The organism is Streptomyces sp. NBC_00376, assembly GCF_036077095.1.
In the GTDB taxonomy this organism is placed as follows: domain Bacteria; phylum Actinomycetota; class Actinomycetes; order Streptomycetales; family Streptomycetaceae; genus Streptomyces.
On sequence record NZ_CP107960.1, the window covers coordinates 2,602,031 to 2,621,145 of the forward strand.

The following is a 19,115-nucleotide window of genomic DNA, read 5'->3' on the forward strand; positions in this document are numbered from 1 at the left end:
GTCGGGCCGGTCCTGGGACCGGCCCGTTCAGCCGGTCTCAGTGGCCCGTGGAGCCGCCGTTGTCCCTGCGGTCGAGGGCGCGCTGGAGGGCGGCGGCGGCATTGCGGCGCTCCGACTCGGTCGGGCGGGGGGTGTGACGGACGCGGCGGGCAGTCGTCTGGACCATGATGGATCGACTCCTTGAGATCGCGAGGATTTCGAGATCGAAAAATCGTGAAGCTGATTTCGAGATCGGGATTTCGAGGCGCCGGAAGGGGCGGGGAGCGGGCGCCGCAGGGGTTGCCTGCACAGGGCGCGCACTCACGACCGCCAGTCGCTGGATCTAGCGAGACGTTCGGCTCCTACAAAGCTAGGGCAGCTCGGCCGGTCTGTCTCCACAATTACTCGGACTTCCTACTATCTGAGACGGAGGTTTACGACCGGCCTCCCGCGACACCCCGGCGAAGGCCCGGATTTCCGGCGATCACGCCTGGTCAGAGGTGGTGACACGGCGACGGGACGCATCGGCCCGGCTGCCGTCGGCGAAGTGCGCCGGTCGTGGGAAACGAGTGGGAGACGATCAGGCGCGCTGCCCGAACTCCTGCACTCCCACCACCCGCAGCAGTTGCAGCCGTTCGTACGCCTCGCTGCCCGGCCGGGCCGTATGGATGACCAGACTCTGCCCGCAGGCCGCGCTGAGCAGTACCTCGCACTCCAGGTCCAGCAGCCCGACGACCGGGTGCAGGAACCGCTTGTGCTCGGCGCGGCGCAGTGCAACCCGGTGCTCGGTCCACAGGGTCTCGAACTCCTCGCTCCCCTCGCGCAGCTCCCGTACCAGGGCACCCAGCGGGACGTCCCCGGGACGTGCCGCGAGCACCGCCCGGAGCTGGGCCACATGCGTGCGGGAGTGCGTCTCGTGGTCCTCGGGCGGGAAGAGCACGCGCCCGGCCGGGTCGGTGAACCAGTCCCGGATGATGTTCCGGCCCGGCCGCGCCTCACCGGTCAGCGCGACGGCCATGGCGTTCTGCGCCAGCACTTCGCCCCGGTCGCTGAAGACCTGGGCGGGCGCGTCGTGCAGCCGGTCGAGGACCATCAGCAGCCCGGGGCGCACATGCTGGGTGGGGCCGTGCCGGTCGCGCGGCGGTTCCTCCCCCGCCAGATGGAACAGGTGATCGCGCTCGTCCCCGCTCAGCCGCAACGCCCTGGCCAGCGCGGACAGCATCTGACGCGAGGGGCGTGAGCCCCGGCTCTGCTCCAGGCGCGTGTAGTGGTCCACGGACGCACCGGCGAGCTGGGCGACCTCCTCCCGCCGCAGTCCGGGGGTACGTCTGCGGGAGCCACCGGTCAGACCGACATCGGCCGGTTCGAGGCGGGCGCGGCAGCGGCGCAGGAAGTCGGCCAGTTCGGCTCTGTCGAGGTCCACGCGCTCATCATCGCCTCGCCCCGGACCGGGTATCCAGGGAGCGCCGGTCCCTGGACGACCACGTCTCTCCCGCCGCCCGCCACCCCGCCGCAGAGTGAGTACCGGAAAGCCGCCGGCACGCGGCGGAGCGGACGTGAGGAATCGATGATGCTGACTCTGGTGACAGGTGCGACGGGTGAGGTCGGACGGCGCTTCGTCCCCCGGCTGCTGCAACGAACCGCTCCCGGTGACACGGTCCGGGTGATCGTGCGCGACGCGGAGCGCGGTGAGCGGTTCGCCGCGCTGGGGGCGGAGGTCGTCGTGGGTGACCTGCGCGAGCCGGACGACGTGACGAAGGCGGTGGCCGGGACGGACGCGGTGGTGAACATCGCGGCGGCGTTCCGCGGCGTGCCCGACGACGAGATGTGGGCGGTCAACCGCGACGCCGCCCTGCTACTCGGCCGGACGGCGGTGGACTCGGGGACCGGCAGGTTCGTCCAGGTCGGCACCAACCTCGCCTACGGCGCGGGGCGCGGCAGGCCGCTCACGGAGGACGACGTCACAGTGCCCGGCGGGCCCATGTGGGGCGCGTACGCGCAGTCCAAGGCGGCGGCCGACGAGGGGCTCCTCGCCCTGCACCGCACGCACGGGCTCGACGTCCGCATCGGCACCCTGGCCTTCGTGTACGGGGAGGGCGACCCGCACCTCACGCAGGTGATGCGGTGGGTGGGGGAATGGGCCGCGACGCAGCGTCTGGCGATGGTGCACCACGCGGACGTCGCCCAGGGCCTGTTGCGGCTGCTGTTCGCTCCCGGCCCGGCGGGCCGCCGCTACAACTTCTCGGACGACGCCCCCGTCACGGCGGTGGACCTGCACCGGCTCAACGGGGTGCCGGTGCAGGCCGGGATGGCGGACCGGGTCGACCCCGACCCCTGGTACGGACTGATGTCGAACCTGCGGGCCCGCGACGAACTGGGCCACCGGCCGCTGTACCCGTCGGTGTGGACGGCACGGGACGCGGGCGCGCTGTAGGGGCCGCCACGCGCGGGCCGTCCACCAGGTACTCAGTCTCCATTTGAGTACCTGCCACGTGTCGAAGAACCGTGCGTCGCACGACAGTTGGGCACATGAACGGCCTCTACGCTCTCAAGCCCTGGTACGCGGACCGCCTCTCCGGCGTTCGCGTCTCGCTGGTCCGCCGTGAGGTGTCGCCCGACACCCTCACCGCGGCCGGTGTGGTCTCGGCGGCCGGTGCCGCCGCCGCGCTGGCCTGGCTGCCCGCTCCGCTCGCCGCCCTGCCGGTCGCCCTGCTGCTCGCGGCCCGGCTCGCCTTCGCCAACCTGGACGGCGCGCTGGCCCGCGAGACGGGCCGGACGACCCGGCGCGGCTCGGTGCTCAACGAGCTCGGTGACCGGGTGGCCGATCTGGTCGTGCTGGCCGGCTTCCTGGCGCTCGCCCCGCTGTGGCTGGTGGCGGTGGCCGGGCTCGCGGCGACCCTGCCGTCCTGGGTGTCGCTGGCCGGGGCGGCGGCGGGCGCGCCCCGGCGCAACGGCGGCCCGGTCGGCAAGACCGAGCGCTGTCTGCTGGTCGTGGTCGCGGCGGCGAGCGGGTGGGCCGTACCCGTCCTGGCCGTGATCGCCGCCGGTTCGCTGCTCACCGCGGCGCTCCGGCTGGCGGGCCTGTGGCGGGAGCTGGCATGAGCGCCGTACTGATCGCCGAGGAGGCCGCGGCGCGGGCCGTACCGCTGGTCGCGGGGGTGCTGGGGGCGGGCGGTGTCGCCGTCGCCGTGCTGCCGTCGAAGGTCCGGATGCGGGCCGAGCTGCGCAAGCGGTGGCGTACCTGGGCTCTGGTGGCGCCGGTCTTCCTGGGGGCGTACTTCCTGGGCGGCGGCGGGACGTTCGCGCTGGCCGCCGGGCTCGGGGTGGTCGCGGCGGGCGAGTTCGCGCGGATGGCGGCGCTGCGCCGGGGCGATCTCGCGGTGCTCGTGACGGCCTCGGTGGCGCTCCCCGCGCTGGCCTGGCTGGCGCCGCGGCTCCTCGACGTCCGGGCGGCGGCGCTGCTGCTGGTCGTGGCGGCGCTTCCGTCGGTACTCGGCGGGGACGACCGGGCCGGCTTCACCCGCACCGCGCGCACCGCCTTCGGGCTGCTGTGGATCCCGGTCGCGCTGACCGGTCTGGTGACGCTCGGGGACACGGCGGTCGCGGTGGGGCTCGCGGTGGCGCTCGGCGATGTCGGCGCCTGGTGCGGCGGTACGGCGCTGGGCCGCCGGGGCCCGCCGGCCCGGCCGCTGTCGCCGCTCTCCCCCAACAAGACCTGGGCGGGGGTGCTCGGCGCTGGGGTGGCGACGGCCCTGTTGCTGCTCGTGCTCGGCGAGTTCACCTTCCCGCTGTGGTTCGCGGTGATCGGCGGCTGTGTCCTCGGTGACCTGCTCGAATCGATGGTCAAGCGCGAGTCGGGGGTGAAGGACGCGGGCAGCTGGCTGCCCGGCTTCGGCGGCCTCCTCGACCGGATCGACTCCCTGTTGGTGGCCCTTCTCCTGGCGATGGTGATGACATGACCCGCACCCTTGCGCACGTACCTGCACGGGTCGCGCTGCCCGCCCGCTCCCGGTTCGCCGCCGCGCTCCGGCGCGGCCTGTGGTGGGGCGTCCTCAGCCTCACCGGCGGGGTGGAGCGGCGTGGCCGGCTGCCGCGCGGCGGCTGCGTCGTCGTCGCCAACCACTCCTCGCACGCGGACACGGCGGCGCTCCTCGCCGCGCTCGACGCCCGGCACACCCCGGCGATCGGCGCGGCGGCCGACTACTGGTTCGCCTCGCCGTGGCGGCGCCGGATCTGCCGCCGGCTCGCGGCCGGGTTCCCGGTGCGGCGCAGTGGCGGCGGCATGGACGACCTGCTGTCCATGGCGGACGAGCTGCGCTCCGGCCGGGCGGTCGTCCTGTTCCCGGAGGGAACCCGGGGCAAGGACGGTGAGCTGGGCTCCTTCCATCGCGGCGCGCTCGTGCTGGCCGAGCGGGCCGGGGTCCCGGTGGTGCCGGTGGGGATCGCGGGCACTGACCGGCTGCTGCCCAAGCACGGCCGACTGCGCTCGGCGCTGGTGCGGGTCTCGATCGGTGACCCGCTGCCGTCGACGACCGGTCCTCGGGAGGCCCGCGACGCGGTGGTGGCGCTGCACGCGCGTACGGTCGCCGAGCCGCTGCGGGACTCCGCGACGCGGCGCCGGGTGGCGTCGGTCGTGACCTCGCGCTGGGGCATCCCGCTGGCGTCCGGGTGGGCGCTGGCGGAGGCGCTGAGCTGGCCGCTGATGCCGGAACTGCTGCTGGGCGCGGTCTGTGTGGCGGTGCCGCGGGCGGCGCTGCGGATGTCGCTGGGCGCGCTCGCCGGCAGCCTGGCCGGGGGCCTGCTCGCCCTTCAGCTGGCCTCGGCCGGTGTGCACCTGCCCGCCCCGCTGACCACGGACCGGATGCGGGCACACGTCCGGGCCGAACTCGCGCTGGAGGGGGCGTCGGCGGTGCGGCACCAGCCGTGGAACGGCATTCCGTTCAAGGTGTACGGGGCCGAGGCGGGCCGCGCCGGTGTGCCCGCGCTCGACTGGCTCACCGCTTCGGCGACGGCCCGGGGTTCCCGGACGCTCACCGTGGGGCTCGGCTTCGCCGCCTTCGGGCTGCTGATGCGCCGCCACCGCCGCCAGTACGGCCGCTGTCTGGTCCTGCTGGGCGGCGGGTTCGCGGCGGGGCTGTCACTGATCGTGAACGGCTGGGCCTGACCGCGCCATCGCGGGGGCGGGGATTGTCAGTGGGTGCCCCTACTGTTCGGAAGCAGGGGGGCGCGCCGGACGGCGGCCCGGCGGGAGGGGACAGCGATGAGCTTCAGCATGCAGGCACGGGCCGTTCCGGCCGCCCGGCTGCCGCAGGACTTCGCGGGGGTGTCGGCGGTCTTCGCCGACACGGACGACGAGTTCGACCGCCTGGAGACGGATCTGCACATCTCCAAGGACTTCTCCGACGTGCACGAGCTGTGTCTCACCGCACCGCCCGGCCACGGCAGCGGGGAGCTTCCCGTATTCGGCGGGGACATCCACGAGGACCCGGCAGGCATCGAGGCGCCGTCGCTCACGCTGACCGCGGCGCAGGTGCGGGAGGCGGTGGAGTTCCTCCGCACCCATCCGTTCGACGGACTGTGGGACGCGTCCGGTGGTGGTGTCGCCGCGCACTGGGGGTGGCAGGAGCCCGAGGTCCGCGCCGTGTTCGCCGCCCACTTCCGGCGATTGGCGGACTTCTACGAGCGCGCGGCGGGCGGGGGCGACGCGGTGGTGAAGCGGTTCCTGTACTGAGGAGCGGCCCCGGAATGGAAACCGCCTCCCGGCCGGCAGGGGAACCGGGCGGGAGGCGGAATTCATGGCGGGGCGCCGGGGATGGGGCGCCCCGAGGGGATCAGCCCTGGTGGGGGTAGGTGTAGTCGGTCGGCGGGACCAGCGTCTCCTTGATGGCCCGGGTCAGGGTCCAGCGCTGGAGGTTCTGCGGGGCGCCCGCCTTGTCGTTCGTACCCGAGGCACGGCCGCCACCGAAGGGCTGCTGGCCGACGACGGCGCCGGTCGACTTGTCGTTGATGTAGAAGTTGCCCGCGGCGTACCGCAGCTTCTCCATCGTGTACGCGGCCGCGGCGCGGTCGTTCGCGATGACGGAACCGGTCAGCGCGTAGTCGGAGACCGACTCCATCTGCTCCAGCATCGCGTCGTACGCGTCGTCCTCGTAGACGTGCACGGCGAGAATCGGGCCGAAGTACTCGGTCGTGAAGACCTCGTTCTCCGGGTCGGTGCACTCGATGACGGTCGGGCGGACGAAGTAGCCCACCGAGTCGTCGTACGTGCCGCCCGCGATGATCGTGCAGGACGGGTCGGCCTTCGCGCGGTCGATCGCGGCCTTGTTCTTGGCGAACGAACGGTCGTCGATGACGGCGCCGATGAAGTTCGACAGGTCGGTGACGTCACCCATGGTGATGGAGTCGACCTCGGCGGCGAACTCCTCCTTGAAACCGGAGTTCCAGATGGAGGCCGGGACGTACGCCCGGGAGGAGGCCGAGCACTTCTGGCCCTGGAACTCGAAGGAGCCACGGGTCAGTGCGGTCTTCAGGACGGCGTGGTCGGCCGACGGGTGGGCGACCACGAAGTCCTTGCCACCGGTCTCGCCGACGAGCCGCGGGTAGGTGCGGTAGTTGGCGATGTTGGTGCCGACCGTCTTCCACAGGTGCTGGAAGGTGGGGGTCGAACCGGTGAAGTGGATACCGGCCAGGTCGCGGTGGTTCAGGGCCACCTCGGAGACGGCGATGCCGTCACCGGTCACCAGGTTGATGACGCCCTTGGGCAGACCGGCCTCTTCCAGCAGCTGCATCAGCAGCACGGCGGCGTGGGTCTGCGTCGGGGACGGCTTCCACACCACGACGTTGCCCATGAGGGCGGGGGCGGTGGGCAGATTGCCCGCGATGGCCGTGAAGTTGAACGGCGTGATCGCGTAGACGAAGCCCTCCAGCGGGCGGTGGTCCATGCGGTTCCACACGCCCGGCGAGTTGGCCGGGGGCTGCTCGGCGAGGATCTGGCGCGCGTAGTGCACGTTGAAGCGCCAGAAGTCGACGAGCTCGCAGGGGGTGTCGATCTCGGCCTGCTGGGCGGTCTTCGACTGGCCGAGCATCGTGGACGCGGCCAGCGTCTCGCGCCACGGGCCGGACAGCAGCTCGGCGGCGCGCAGGATGATCGCGGCACGGTCGTCGAAGGACATCGCGCGCCAGGCCGGGGCGGCGGCGAGCGCGGCGTCGATCGCGTCCTGCGCGTCCTGCTGCGTGGCAGCCGCGAACGTGCCGATGACGGCCTTGTGGTTGTGCGGCTGCACGACGTCGAACCGCTCGCCGCCGCCCATCCGCTTCTCGCCACCGATGGTCATCGGAAGGTCGATCGGGTTCTGGCTGAGCTCCTTGAGCTTCACCTCCAGGCGGGCGCGCTCCGGGGAGCCCGGGGCGTAGGAGTGGACCGGCTCGTTGACCGGCGCGGGGACCTGGGTCACAGCGTCCATGAGTTCCGTTGCTCCTTGAGTAGAGAGGTGGAGGAGGGCTCAGCCCTTGGTGAGGATCGAGCGGCCGAAGAACAGCAGGTTCGCCGGCTTCTCGGCGAGGCGGCGCATGAAGTAGCCGTACCAGTCGGTGCCGTACGCCGTGTAGACGCGCATCCGGTGGCCCTCGGCCGCGAGCCGGAGGTGCTCCTCGCTGCGGATGCCGTACAGCATCTGGAATTCGTACTCGTCCAGCTTGCGCCCGGCCTTGCGGCCCAGCTCCTGGGCGATGGCGATCAGACGCGGGTCGTGGGACCCGATCATCGGGTAGCCGTCGCCCTCCATGAGGATCCGCAGGATGCGGACGTACGCCTTGTCGATCTCGGCCTTGTCCTGGTACGCGACGGAGGCGGGCTCCTTGTAGGCGCCCTTCACGATGCGGACGCGGCTGCCGGCGGCGGCCAGGCGGCGGGCGTCGTCCTCGGTGCGGAACAGGTAGGCCTGGATCACACAGCCGGTCTGCGGGAAGTCCTTCCGCAGCTCCTCGTGGATGGCGAACATCGAGTCGAGGGTGGTGTGGTCCTCGGCGTCCAGCGTGACCGTGGTGCCGATCGCGGCGGCGGCCTCGACGACCGGGCGGACGTTGGCGAGCGCCAGCTCGTGGCCGCCGTCCAGCGCTTGGCCGAACATGGAGAGCTTGACGGACATCTCGGCCTTGGTGCCCAGGCCCAGGTCCTTGAGGCGCTCGATCAGTTCGAGGTAGGCGTCGCGGGCGGCGGAGGCCTGCTCGGGGGTGGTGATGTCCTCGCCCACCACGTCGAGGGTGACTTCGAGCCCCTTGCCGGCCGCGTCCTCGATGATCGGGACGACCTGGTCGACGGTCTCACCGGCGATGAACCGGTCGACGACCTGCTTGGTGCCAGGTGCGGCCGAGACGAAACGGCGCATCTTGTCGCTGCGGGACGCGGCGAGAATCACGGGACCCAGCACGGGGCACCTCCACGGAAAGTACGAACGAAGGCCATACCGGAAGTTCGGGAACAGACCGGTACAGCACGGAGAACCACCGTGAAATCTAAGGATCTCTCCGATCGTGTGCCATCGACAGCTGTCACGCATCCGTTCCCCGGTTCTCAGACATATGTCTGAAGGGGTGCGAGAATGGCCGGGTGAAGGGCGATTACCAGGAGCTGGTCGACGAGATCTCCGGGCTGCTCGGCGCCCCCGCGACGCTGGAGAACCGGGACTTCGGCCTGGTCGCCTTCGGCGCCCACGACAGCGACGACGACACCGCGATGGACCCGGTCCGCACCCGCTCGATCCTGACCCGCCGCTCCACGCCCGCCGTCCGCGCCTGGTTCGAGGGCTTCGGCATCACCCGCGCCACCGGCCCGGTCCGCATCCCGGCGGCCCCGGAGGCCGGGGTCTTCCGGGACCGGATCTGTCTTCCGGTACGCCATCGGGGTGCCGTGCTCGGTTACGTATGGCTGCTCGACGCCGACCCCGGACCGACCGACGAACAGCTGAGGGCGGCGATGGAGGTGGCGGCCCGTATCGGGGCGCTGCTCGCCGAGGAGGCGCGGGCGGGCACCGATCCGTCCCGGGAGTTCGGCGCGGTCCTGACCGCCGGGCGGGGCTGGCAGCGCGACATGGCGGTGGCCGCGCTGCACGAGGCGCTGGGGCCGGACGCGCTGGGGCTGCACACGGTGGTGTGCGTGACGCCGTGGCCGGACGATCCGCCGTCGGTCCGTACGGTCCCGTCGGCGGCGGCGCTGTCCGCGATCCCCGGGGCCGGGGGGTTCCCCTCGCTGGCCGCGCTGGTCCGGCTGCGTTCCACCGATGTCCTCGACCCGGCGCTCACCGCCGCCGACCGGCTGCGTTCCGCCGCGGGCCGGGACGCCACCGCCGGGGTCGCCGTGCCCCGCCGGGGCCTTACGGAACTGGCCGCGGCCTGGCACGAGGCGGTGGCCGCCGCCCGCGCGGCGACGGCCGAGTCCCGGTTCGGCCCGGTCGCGCGATGGTCGGCGATCGGGCCATACCGGCTGCTGACCGCACTCCCCCCGGAAGCCGTCGCGGATCCGGCGGTCCGCACCCTGCTCACGCCGCCGCACAGGGATCTGGCCCGCACCGCCGAGGTGTTCCTCGACTGCGCGGGCCAGGCGTCCCGGACGGCCGCCGCTCTCGGCGTCCACCGTCAGACGCTCTACTACCGGCTCTCCCGGATCCAGCAGCTCACCGGCCTCGATCTCAACGACGGCGAGGACCGGCTGTTGCTGCACATGGCGCTCAAGGGCGCGCGGCTCAGGAGTTAGCGCGGCTCAGGAGTCAGAGCGGCTCAGGAGTCAGAGCGGCTCAGGAGTCACAGCCTTCCCGGCCCTCCAGCACGGCCTTCAGACCGTCCGTCAAGTCCTGTGCGGACGGGGCGGATTCACTGTCCATCAGCCACTGCACCATCACGCCCGCGAGCAGCGCCTGGCAGAACAGCCCGGCCACCCGCGCCTTCTCCGGGTCCTTCTCCGGGTCGATGCCGAGCATGCCCTCGGCGAGCCCGTCGCGCCCCTCGCGCTGCGGGTCCAGCAGGGCCTTCCGCAACTCCGGGTCCTGGTCGATCCGGGAGACGACCTCCATCTGGAGCTGCCAGACGGACCGGGTCTCCTCGAAGCTGTCGATCACCCGCTCCCAGGTGTCGCGGAACTGGTCGAGCGGCGCCCCGGGCGCCTCGCCGCCCTCCGCGCGCTCCTCCCCGTCCTCGGTGAGCAGATCCCCCCACTCCTCCGTCACCTTGACGAAGGCGAGGTTGAGCAGGGCCTCCTTGGAGCCGTAGTGGTAGCCGATGGAGGCGAGGTTCGTGCCGGAGGCGGCCACGATGTCGCGCGCCGTCGTCCGGGCGTACCCCTTCTCCAGCAGGCAGCGCTTGGCGCCTTCGAGCAGATCCTCACGATGTCCCATAACAGCAGCGTACCCGGCATGCAGACGTTTGTGTAAGACGCACGTCTAGATGCCGGGTACGCGGAGGTTACGCGGGGAGGCTCCGGAACCGTCAGTCGGTCAGGTTCACCGTACGGGCCGAGTTGGCACCGATCTCGGTGGAGATCTCACCGAGCACCGACGCCGGGACGTCATCGTCGACGGTGAGCACGACCAGCGCCTCGCCGCCCGCGCCCGTCCGCGAGACCTGCATGCCCGCGATGTTCAGACCGGCCTCGCCGAGGATCCGGCCGACCGTGCCGACGACACCGGGACGGTCCTCGTAACGCAGCACCACCATGTGGTCGGCCAGCGCCAGGTCCACGTCGTACTCGCCGACGGCGACGATCTTCTGGAGGTGCTTGGGTCCGGCCAGCGTGCCGGAGACCGAGACCTCCTCGCCGCCCGAGAGCGTGCCGCGGACGGTGACCACGTTACGGTGGTCGGGCGACTCGGAGCTGGTGGTGAGGCGGACCTCGACACCGCGCTCCTGCGCGAAGAGCGGGGCGTTCACGTACGACACGGTCTCGTCGACGACGTCCTCGAACACGCCCTTGAGCGCGGAGAGTTCGAGCACCTTGACGTCGTGCTGGGTGATCTCGCCGTACACCTCGACATCGAGGCGGACCGCGACCTCGCCCGCGAGCGCGGTGAAGATCCGGCCGAGCTTCTCGGCGAGCGGCAGACCCGGGCGCACGTCCTCGGCGATCACACCGCCCTGGACGTTGACCGCGTCCGGCACGAGCTCGCCGGCGAGGGCCAGGCGCACGGACTTGGCGACCGCGATGCCCGCCTTCTCCTGGGCCTCGTCGGTGGAGGCGCCGAGGTGCGGGGTGCAGACGACCTGGTCGAACTCGAACAGCGGGGAGTCCGTGCAGGGCTCCTTCGCGTACACGTCGAGGCCGGCGCCGGCGACCCGGCCCTCCTTGAGGGCGGAGGCGAGCGCCACCTCGTCGACGATGCCGCCGCGGGCGGCGTTGACGATGCGGACCGAGGGCTTCACCTTGTGCAGCGCCTCGTCGCCGATCAGGCCGAGCGTCTCGGGGGTCTTGGGCAGGTGCACCGTGATGAAGTCGGCGACCTCGAGCAGCTCGTCGAGCGTGAGGAGCTTGACGCCCATCTGCGCGGCGCGCGCCGGCTGCACATAGGGGTCGTACGCGACGATCTTCATGCCGAAGGCCGACATGCGCTGCGCGACCAGGACGCCGATGCGGCCGAGGCCGACGACGCCGAGGGTCTTCTCGCTGAGCTCGACACCGGTGTACTTGGAGCGCTTCCACTCGCCGTTCTTGAGGGCGGTGTTGGCCTGCGGGATGTTGCGCGCGGTGGCGACCAGCAGACCGCAGGCCAGCTCGGCGGCGGTGACGATGTTGGAGGTCGGCGCGTTGACGACCATCACGCCGGCCTTGGTGGCGGCGGAGACGTCGACGTTGTCCAGACCGACGCCGGCACGGGCGACGACCTTCAGCTTCTTCGCGGCGGCGATGGCCTCGGCGTCGACCTTGGTGGCGGAGCGCACCAGGATGGCGTCGACATCGGCGATCGCGGGGAGGAGCTCGGCGCGGTCCGCGCCGTTGCAGTGCCGGATGTCGAAGTCCGGTCCCAGCGCGTCCACCGTGGCGGGCGACAGCTCTTCAGCGATGAGTACGACAGGTTTCGAGCTCACGTGAGTCCTCACAGGTCCAGTGCGGACGGCCGTCCCGACGGCCGCAGGCGGTGGAGGGGCTTGCCGCGTGGAAGACGCACGACACTGTGGGCCTGACGCGTGTATGTGTGGAGAAGTGTAGTCATGCGCCAGGACGCATACTGCGCCCGGTTGGAAGGATCACCCACACGGGGGTGGACGACTTGTACACACGTACGACGCCGCTTCTTCCGGCGGTGATAAGGAAACGCCCCGGGGGCGGGTCCGTGGACCCGCCCCCGGGGCGTCGGTGTTACGCGTCCTCGTCGTTGACCCAGCTCATGAGCTTGCGCAGCTCGCGGCCGGTGGTCTCCAGGAGGTGGTCGCTGTCGGCCTTCTTGTACTCGTTGTACTTGGGCAGACCGGCGTGGTACTCGGCCATCCAGTTCTTGGCGAAGGTGCCGTCCTGGATCTCCGCGAGGACCTTCTTCATCTCGGCCTTGGTGGCGTCGGTGATGATCCGCGGGCCGGTGACGTAGTCGCCCCACTCGGCGGTCTCCGAGATCGACCAGCGCATCTTCTCCAGGCCGCCCTCGTACATCAGGTCCACGATGAGCTTCAGCTCGTGCAGGCACTCGAAGTACGCGATCTCCGGCTGGTAACCGGCCTCGGTCAGCGTCTCGAAACCGGCCTTCACCAGCGCCGCGGTACCACCGCAGAGCACGGCCTGCTCACCGAACAGGTCGGTCTCGGTCTCCTCGGTGAACGTCGTCTTGATGACGCCGGCACGGGTGCCGCCGATGCCCTTCGCGTACGACAGGGCCAGCGCCAGGCCGTTGCCCGAGGCGTCCTGCTCGACGGCCACGATGCACGGAACGCCGCGGCCCTCCTCGTACTGACGGCGGACCAGGTGACCCGGGCCCTTCGGCGCGACCATGCAGACGTCGACGTTGGCCGGCGGCTTGATGAAGTCGAAACGGATGTTCAGACCGTGGCCGAAGAACAGCGCGTCGCCGTCCTTGAGGTTGTCCTTGATGGACTCCTCGTAGACCTGGGCCTGGATCGGGTCCGGGACCAGGATCATGATGACGTCGGCCTCGGCCGCGGCCTCGGACGGCGTCACCACGCGCAGGCCCTGCTCCTCGGCCTTCGCCCTGGACTTCGAGCCCTCGTGCAGACCGACCCGGACGTCGACACCCGAGTCACGCAGCGACAGCGCGTGGGCGTGACCCTGGCTGCCGTAGCCGATGACCGCGACCTTACGGCCCTGGATGATGGACAGGTCGGCATCGTCGTCGTAGAACAGCTCGGCCACTGGGTTTCTCCTTGGTGTGCAGGTGTTGCGTCCCACCGTACGGCGGGGTGCGTCTAATACGTTTTCGGGTCTCGCCATACGAGCGGCGAGGCGGCGGGTTCAGGGCCTGTCCGGCGGACAGGCGCTACGCCGTACGGTCGAGGGCGCGCAGCGAACGGTCGGTGATCGAGCGCGCGCCGCGCCCTATGGCGATGGTGCCGGACTGGACCAGCTCCTTGATGCCGTACTGCTCCAGCATCTTGAGCATGGCCTCCAGCTTGTCGGCGCCGCCGGTCGCCTCGATCGTGACGGCCTCCGGGGAGACGTCAACGGTCTTGGCGCGGAACAGCTTGACGATCTCGACGATCTGGGAGCGGGTCTCGTTGTCGGCGCGGACCTTCACCAGGACGAGCTCGCGCTGGATCGCAGCGGCCGGCTCGAGTTCGACGATCTTCAGGACGTTGACCAGCTTGTTGAGCTGCTTGGTCACCTGCTCCAGGGGCAGGTCCTCGACACTCACGACGATGGTGATGCGGGAGATGTCGGGGTGTTCGGTGGTGCCGACCGCGAGCGAGTCGATGTTGAAGCCGCGGCGGGAGAACAGGGCGGTGATCCGGGCGAGGACACCGGGCTTGTTCTCGACCAGGACGGAGAGCGTGTGCTTGGTGGACATGGAGTCGGTCTCTCTCTGTCTCTCAGTCGTCTTCGTTGTCGCCGAAGTCGGGACGGACCCCGCGGGCGGCCATGACCTCGTCGTTGGAGGTGCCGGCGGCGACCATCGGCCACACCATGGCGTCCTCGTGGACGATGAAGTCGATCACGACGGGGCGGTCGTTGATGGAGTTGGCCTCTTCGATGACCTTGTCCAGGTCGGCCGGGTCCTCGCAGCGGATCGCGTAGCAGCCCATGGCCTCGGACAGCTTGACGAAGTCCGGGACGCGGGTGCCCTTCGCCGGGACTCCCTCGGTGTCCGCGCCGGAGTGCAGCACGGTGTTGGAGTACCGCTGGTTGTAGAACAGGGTCTGCCACTGGCGGACCATCCCGAGCGCGCCGTTGTTGATGATCGCGACCTTGATCGGGATGTTGTTGAGCGCGCAGGTGGTGAGTTCCTGGTTGGTCATCTGGAAGCAGCCGTCGCCGTCGATCGCCCAGACGGTGCGGTCGGGCATGCCGGCCTTGGCCCCCATCGCGGCCGGGACCGCGTACCCCATCGTTCCGGCGCCGCCGGAGTTCAGCCAGGTGGCGGGCTGCTCGTACTGGATGAAGTGCGAGGCCCACATCTGGTGCTGGCCGACGCCCGCCGCGAAGATCGTGCCCTCGGGGGCGAGCTGTCCGATGCGCTGGATGACCTGCTGCGGCGAGAGGCTGCCGTCCTCGGGCAGGTCGTAGCCGAGCGGGTAGGTGTCGCGCCAGCGGTTGAGGTCCTTCCACCACGCCTCGTAGTCACCCACGTGGCCCTCGGTGTGCTCGGCCTGGACGGCCTGGACCAGGTCGGCCAGGACCTCGCGGGCGTCCCCGACGATCGGCACGTCGGCGACCCGGTTCTTGCCGATCTCCGCGGGGTCGATGTCGGCGTGGACGATCTTGGCGTACGGGGCGAAGCTGTCCAGCTTGCCGGTGACGCGGTCGTCGAAGCGGGCTCCGAGGGCGACGATCAGGTCGGCCTTCTGCAGCGCGGTGACGGCGGTGACCGCACCGTGCATGCCCGGCATTCCGACGTGCAGCGGGTGGCTGTCGGGGAATGCGCCGAGCGCCATCAGTGTGGTGGTGACGGGCGCTCCGGTGAGCTCTGCGAGGACCTTCAGTTCGGCGGTGGCCCCCGCCTTGATGACACCGCCGCCGACGTACAGCACCGGCCGGCTGGCCTGGGTGATCAGCTTGGCGGCTTCGCGGATCTGCTTGGCGTGCGGCTTGGTGACCGGACGGTAGCCGGGCAGGTCCTGGGTCGGCGGCCAGCTGAACGTGGTCTGCGCCTGCAGCGCGTCCTTGGCGATGTCGACGAGGACGGGGCCCGGACGGCCGGTGGAGGCGATGTGGAAGGCCTCGGCGATCGTGTGCGGGATGTCCTCGGCCCTGGTGACCAGGAAGTTGTGCTTGGTGACCGGCATGGTGATGCCGCAGATGTCGGCTTCCTGGAAGGCGTCGGTCCCGATCGCCTTGGAGGCCACCTGGCCGGTGATCGCGACCAGCGGGACGGAGTCCATGTGGGCATCGGCGATCGGGGTGACCAGGTTGGTGGCGCCGGGGCCCGAGGTCGCCATGCAGACGCCGACCTTGCCGGTGGCCTGCGCGTAACCGGTGGCCGCGTGTCCGGCGCCCTGCTCGTGGCGGACCAGGACGTGACGGACCCGGGTGGAGTCCATCATCGGGTCGTACGCCGGAAGGATGGCGCCGCCGGGAATGCCGAATACCGTGTCGGCCCCCACCTCCTCGAGGGAGCGGATGAGGGACTGCGCGCCCGTGACGTGCTCAACGGTGGCGGAGGACGATCCGCCGTTACGGGCCCGCGGCTGGGGATGGTGGGCCCCGGTGGCCTGCTCGGTCATCGGCATTCTCTTCTCGAAGCTGAGGGTTTCTGCGGGTGTTTTGCAACAGTTTGCGTGGTGCCGGTGCAACAAAAAACCCCTCGTGCCGTGAGGCAAGCGAGGGGAGCGCGTCGGTGCGGTCTGCAGAGTGCCATGAGGGGCTCTGCTTCAGCCGACGCGCTTTCCAAGTACGAGAATTCGGGTGCGCATGGCAATGACCCTCTCTCCGACGCACTCGACGTGTCAAGTGGGTGGGACGGGCGTCTCAGCATGTGAGCCGCTGAGGAGCGGGATCGAGCCGCCGGTCAGGACCGGCTGGGCCATGGTGCCGCCGGGCACCGGGAACTCGCCGCGGGCCAGGGCGCGGCGCAGCCGGTACTCGTCGAGCGGCCCGGAGAAGGCCATTCCCTGGCCGTGCGTACAGCCCATGGCGCGCAGCGCGAGGACCTGTTCCGGCACGTCGACCCCGTCGGCCACGGACTGCACGCCGAGGTCGCAGGCGATGCGCAGCAGGCCACTGGTGATCTTGTGGAGCCGGGCGGACTCCACCACTCCCTCGACGAGGCCGCGGTCCAGTTTCAGTACGTCGACGGGGAGGCGGCGCAGGGCGTTGATCGCGGCGTAGCCGCTGCCGAAGCCGTCGAGCGCGATGCGGACACCGCTGCGGCGCAGGGCCACGAGACGCTGCTCCAGGTCGTCGAAGGAGATCCGGGGGTCGCTGTCGGCGACCTCGATCATCAGGGCGCCGGAGGGCAGGCCGTGCCGGGTCAGCAGCGCCTCGACGGAGCCGAACGGCGTGTCCTTGTCGAGGAGGCGTCGGGCGGAGAGCCGCACGGCGACGGAGACCGGGTGTCCGGCCCTGGCCCGGTCGGCGGCCTGCTCGACGGCCTCTTCGAGGAGCCAGCGGCCGAGCTCGGCGGTGCGCTCGCCGTCCTCGGTGACGCGGAGGAACTCGGCCGGGGTGAAAAGGATGCCCTGGGCGGAGCGCCAGCGGGCCTGGGCGGCGACGGCGGCGACCCGGCCGGTGGCGAGGTGCACGACGGGCTGGTGGAGCAGGGCGAACTCGCCGTCGCGCAGGGCGGTGCGCAGCCGGGCCGTCAGCTCGGAGCGGCGCACCACGTCGGCCTGCATCTGCGGGGCGTACAGCTCGACCCGGTCCTTGCCGCCCGCCTTGGCGCGGTACATGGCGAGGTCCGCGTTGCGCATGAGGTCGCTGGGGGTGATGCCGGGCTCGGCGAAGGCGACCCCGATGGACGCGGCGACCCGGACCTCGCCGGCGCCGATCCGGTACGGCTGGGAAAGGGTGAGGCGCAGCCGGTCGGCGATCTCGTGGACCTGGCACTCCCGGGCGGGCTGGTCGCGGGTGCCGTCGCCGAGGATGATCGTCGCGAATTCGTCGCCGCCGAGGCGGGCGGCGGTGTCGCCGGCCCGGACGGACTCGTGGAGGCGGCGGGCGGCCTGGACGAGGAGCTCGTCTCCCGCCTGGTGGCCGAGGCGGTCGTTGACCGCCTTGAAGCCGTCGAGGTCGATGAAGAGTACGGCGGTGCCGGGGTCGCCGGAGCGGCGGCCGCCGAGGGCCTGGCGGACCCGTTTGGTGAACAGGGCCCGGTTGGGCAGGTCGGTGAGCGGGTCGTGCTCGGCGTTGTGCTGCAACTGGGCCTGGAGCCGGACCCGTTCGGTCACGTCGCGGCTGTTGAGGATCAGCCCGCCCTGGTGGCGGTTGGCCGTGGATTCGACGTTGAGCCAGTCCCCCGTGCCGGATCTGAAGCGGCACTCGATCCGGGTGGTGGGTTCCTCGGGCGGCGGGGCGGCGAGGAACCGGCGCACCTCGTGGACCACCCGCCCCAGGTCGTCGGGGTGGATGATCGAGGACAGCTCGGCGCCGACCAGCTCGTCGGCCTCGCGCCCGTACACCCCGGCGGCGGCGGGGCTGACGTAGCGCAGCACTCCGTTCGGCGCGACGATCATGATGACGTCGCTGGAGCCCTGCACCAGGGAGCGGAAGTGGTTCTCCTTCTGCGCCAGCTCCTGGGTGAGGGCGATGTTGTCGACGAGCATGATGCCCTGCCGTACGACCAGGGCGAGGACCACCGTGCAGCCGGTGAGGATCACCACGCGGTCCACCCGGCGGCCCTCGACGGCGCTGTACAGGATGCCGAGGGTGCAGACGGCGGCGGCGAGATAGGGCGTCAGCGCGGCCAGTGACCCCGCGATGGGGCGGCTGGTGGGCTGCGCGCTCCAGGGCGGGAGGGCGTTGTCCGCGGCCTTGTCGGCGCCCCAGGGCGCGTACGCGAGGAGCAGGGAGCCGGCGAACCAGCCCGCGTCCAGCATCTGGCCGGAGTGGTAGGTCTGGCGCAGCAGCGGTGAGGTGAACAGGGCGTCGGACAGGACCGTCAGGGCGAGTGCGGCGACGGCGGTGTTCACCGCGGAGCGGTTGACGTTGGAGCGCCGGAAGTGCAGCGCCAGCACCATGGAGACCAGCACGATGTCGAGCAGCGGATAGGCCAGCGCCAGCGCCGCCCGTGCCACGCTCGCGCCCTCGGCGTCCACCAGATGCGCGGTGTGGGCGAGGGCGAGGCTCCAGGAGAGCGTGAGCAGCGATCCGCCGATCAGCCAGGAGTCCAGTGCGAGGCAGACCCAGCCGGCCCTGGTGACGGGGCGCTTGGCGAGGACCAGCAGCCCGACGATGGCGGGCGGCGCGAAGCAGAGGAAGAAGACGTCGGCCAGGGAGGGCGTGGGCACCCGGAGCCCGAGCACCACCTCGTACCAGCCCCAGACCGCGTTGCCCGCGGAGGCCATGAACGAGGAGAGCGCGAACAGCAGCCAGGCGGGCCGGAACCGGCTGGCACCGGCCCGCGCGTAGCGGAAGCAGGAGACCGCGGCGATCAGCGCCGCCGCACTGAGCCCGAAATCCCCCATGATGAGCGCCAGTTGCCGCGAGCCCCAGCCGAGGGCCGCTCCCACGGTGTATCCGGCCCAGACGGCGCCGAGGAGGATCTGCCAGAGCAGCGCGGAGGCGCCGCCCACGGCCGGCCTCCGGGTCAGGAGCGCCCCGAGGGCGCCGGCCGGCGCGCTCACCGGGGCGCCCCCGGTGTCGTCGGGTGCGCGCGCACCCGGCGTCCCGCCGGTCCCCGTCGGCTGCCCGGCGGTGTCGGATCGTGCACCCATCGGCCGTACATCGCCCGTCGCCCCCTCGCGTGTCGCGTCCTCCCCGGCGCCGTCCCTTCCACGGCGCAGCGCCCCTTTCGGGACGATACACCAGACTCGTCACGCAGGGACATAGCCCA

The 19,115-nt window shown here is 71.4% G+C and carries 16 protein-coding genes; 6 read left to right on the forward strand and 10 right to left on the reverse strand.

The annotated features are described in order from the left end of the window. Positions 1–37 precede the first annotated feature (37 nt). The gene (locus OG842_RS11485) at positions 38–166 is read right to left on the reverse strand and encodes a hypothetical protein (protein ID WP_266729507.1); all 129 of its coding nucleotides are present in this window, start codon (positions 164–166) and stop codon (positions 38–40) included. A 393-nt stretch (positions 167–559) separates the two neighbouring features. Beyond that, complete coding sequence (locus tag OG842_RS11490; protein ID WP_266729508.1) at positions 560–1,402, reverse strand: helix-turn-helix transcriptional regulator; 843 nt, start codon at positions 1,400–1,402, stop codon at positions 560–562. A gap of 147 nt (positions 1,403–1,549) precedes the next feature. Here OG842_RS11490 and OG842_RS11495 point away from each other — a divergent pair, with 147 nt between their 5' ends. The 5 genes from OG842_RS11495 to OG842_RS11515 all read left to right on the forward strand — a co-directional run bounded on the left by OG842_RS11495 (position 1,550) and on the right by OG842_RS11515 (position 5,710). Further along, positions 1,550–2,413, forward strand: a complete 864-nt coding sequence (locus OG842_RS11495) for an NAD-dependent epimerase/dehydratase family protein (protein ID WP_266733534.1) — start codon at positions 1,550–1,552, stop codon at positions 2,411–2,413. A gap of 95 nt (positions 2,414–2,508) precedes the next feature. Continuing rightward, a complete protein-coding gene (locus tag OG842_RS11500; RefSeq protein ID WP_266729509.1) occupies positions 2,509–3,081 on the forward strand; it encodes a CDP-alcohol phosphatidyltransferase family protein in 573 nt (190 codons plus the stop codon). Continuing rightward, complete coding sequence (locus OG842_RS11505) at positions 3,078–3,938, forward strand: phosphatidate cytidylyltransferase (RefSeq protein WP_266729510.1); 861 nt, start codon at positions 3,078–3,080, stop codon at positions 3,936–3,938. Before OG842_RS11500 ends, OG842_RS11505 begins: the two co-directional genes overlap by 4 nt. Further along, on the forward strand, positions 3,935–5,143 hold the full coding sequence (locus OG842_RS11510) for a lysophospholipid acyltransferase family protein (RefSeq protein ID WP_266729511.1): 1,209 nt from the start codon (positions 3,935–3,937) through the stop codon (positions 5,141–5,143). Before OG842_RS11505 ends, OG842_RS11510 begins: the two co-directional genes overlap by 4 nt. Before the next feature lie 96 nt (positions 5,144–5,239). Beyond that, positions 5,240–5,710, forward strand: a complete 471-nt coding sequence (locus tag OG842_RS11515) for a DUF1877 family protein (RefSeq protein WP_266729512.1) — start codon at positions 5,240–5,242, stop codon at positions 5,708–5,710. Positions 5,711–5,810: 100 nt separating this feature from the next. Here the strand turns inward: OG842_RS11515 and pruA are convergent, their stop codons facing one another. After that, positions 5,811–7,442, reverse strand: coding sequence for an L-glutamate gamma-semialdehyde dehydrogenase (gene pruA, locus OG842_RS11520; RefSeq protein WP_266729513.1), 1,632 nt, complete (start codon positions 7,440–7,442; stop codon positions 5,811–5,813). Between the two features lie 39 nt (positions 7,443–7,481). Beyond that, the gene (locus OG842_RS11525) at positions 7,482–8,408 is read right to left on the reverse strand and encodes a proline dehydrogenase family protein (protein WP_266729514.1); all 927 of its coding nucleotides are present in this window, start codon (positions 8,406–8,408) and stop codon (positions 7,482–7,484) included. A gap of 179 nt (positions 8,409–8,587) precedes the next feature. Between OG842_RS11525 and OG842_RS11530 the strand changes: the two genes are divergently transcribed. Continuing rightward, entirely contained in the window at positions 8,588–9,730 is a 1,143-nt protein-coding gene (locus OG842_RS11530) for a PucR family transcriptional regulator (RefSeq protein WP_266729515.1), read from the forward strand. 40 nt (positions 9,731–9,770) lie between these two features. On the opposite strand, the gene OG842_RS11535 is transcribed toward OG842_RS11530, so the two are convergent. From OG842_RS11535 to OG842_RS11560, 6 genes are all read right to left on the reverse strand, one after another. After that, positions 9,771–10,367, reverse strand: coding sequence for a TetR/AcrR family transcriptional regulator (locus OG842_RS11535; protein WP_266729516.1), 597 nt, complete (start codon positions 10,365–10,367; stop codon positions 9,771–9,773). A gap of 91 nt (positions 10,368–10,458) precedes the next feature. Beyond that, the gene (gene serA / locus OG842_RS11540; protein ID WP_266729517.1) at positions 10,459–12,051 is read right to left on the reverse strand and encodes a phosphoglycerate dehydrogenase; all 1,593 of its coding nucleotides are present in this window, start codon (positions 12,049–12,051) and stop codon (positions 10,459–10,461) included. Positions 12,052–12,322: 271 nt separating this feature from the next. Next, positions 12,323–13,324 (reverse strand): ketol-acid reductoisomerase, encoded by a 1,002-nt coding sequence (ilvC, locus tag OG842_RS11545; RefSeq protein WP_266729518.1) that lies wholly within the window; start codon positions 13,322–13,324, stop codon positions 12,323–12,325. 124 nt (positions 13,325–13,448) lie between these two features. Then, the gene (ilvN, locus tag OG842_RS11550) at positions 13,449–13,976 is read right to left on the reverse strand and encodes an acetolactate synthase small subunit (RefSeq protein ID WP_266729519.1); all 528 of its coding nucleotides are present in this window, start codon (positions 13,974–13,976) and stop codon (positions 13,449–13,451) included. Between the two features lie 22 nt (positions 13,977–13,998). Then, positions 13,999–15,855 (reverse strand): acetolactate synthase large subunit, encoded by a 1,857-nt coding sequence (locus OG842_RS11555; RefSeq protein WP_266729520.1) that lies wholly within the window; start codon positions 15,853–15,855, stop codon positions 13,999–14,001. Between the two features lie 216 nt (positions 15,856–16,071). Beyond that, positions 16,072–18,906, reverse strand: a complete 2,835-nt coding sequence (locus OG842_RS11560; protein ID WP_266733535.1) for a putative bifunctional diguanylate cyclase/phosphodiesterase — start codon at positions 18,904–18,906, stop codon at positions 16,072–16,074. Between the last annotated feature and the right edge of the window lie 209 nt (positions 18,907–19,115).